Source organism: Dorea acetigenes (assembly GCF_025567385.1).
Taxonomy (GTDB): Bacteria; Bacillota; Clostridia; order Lachnospirales; family Lachnospiraceae; genus Claveliimonas; species Claveliimonas acetigenes.
Genome location: NZ_JAOQJU010000060.1, coordinates 1 through 664, shown reverse-complemented (window position 1 = coordinate 664; position 664 = coordinate 1). Strand labels below are relative to the sequence as shown.

Sequence of the window (664 nt, the reverse complement as noted above, 5' to 3'; positions counted from 1 at the left end):
CGAGATGGTCGGCTGAACAGTTATCATTTAGATATTTCTTATATGCGGTTTTCAAGGTACATTGCAAAACAAATATTTTTTGCAACGGATGCTTGCATCTGTCTGCCTAAAAATATTTTGTTTTATAGCGTGCCTGCACGCGACCGAAAGAACATAGTTCTTGAGGTGCAATGTAAGACACTTGACTGATGTTTATCAGTCAGTGGAGAATACGAGAGTCGAACTCGTGACCTCCTGCTTGCAAGGCAGGCGCTCTCCCAACTGAGCTAATCCCCCATTTTGGTTTTGTATTGCAATGGGCTTAAGTGGACTCGAACCACCGACCTCACGCTTATCAGGCGTGCGCTCTAACCGGCTGAGCTATAAGCCCATTTTCCAAAAGAGTCCTAAGCCTCTTTTCTTTTTTAACCTGGCGGCCACCTGCTCTCCCACACCGTCTCCAGTGCAGTACCATCGGCCGCTTGGGTCTTAACCATCGTGTTCGGGATGGGTACGGGTGTTTCCCCCAAGCGCATCGCCACCAGGAATCATTACCAGCTTTTGACAGCTTGATAACTCAACAATAAACAACAACCCTTACTTTTCCCTTTAGAAAGGAGGTGATCCAGCCGCACCTTCCGATACGGCTACCTTGTTACGACTTCACCCCAGTTATCGGTCCCGC

Annotated in this window: 2 tRNA genes and 2 rRNA genes; all 4 read right to left on the bottom strand. The window is 47.9% G+C overall.

Going from position 1 to position 664, the window contains the following annotated elements:
* Positions 1 to 203: 203 nt before the first annotated feature.
* Positions 204 to 276: transfer RNA gene (locus OCV99_RS17975), tRNA-Ala, on the bottom strand.
* Between the two features lie 20 nt (positions 277 to 296).
* Positions 297 to 370 (bottom strand) — tRNA-Ile (locus OCV99_RS17970).
* Positions 371 to 407: 37 nt separating this feature from the next.
* Positions 408 to 525: ribosomal RNA gene (gene rrf / locus OCV99_RS17965) — 5S ribosomal RNA — on the bottom strand.
* Between the two features lie 67 nt (positions 526 to 592).
* Positions 593 to 664 (bottom strand): 16S ribosomal RNA (locus OCV99_RS17960); the annotation flags it as partial.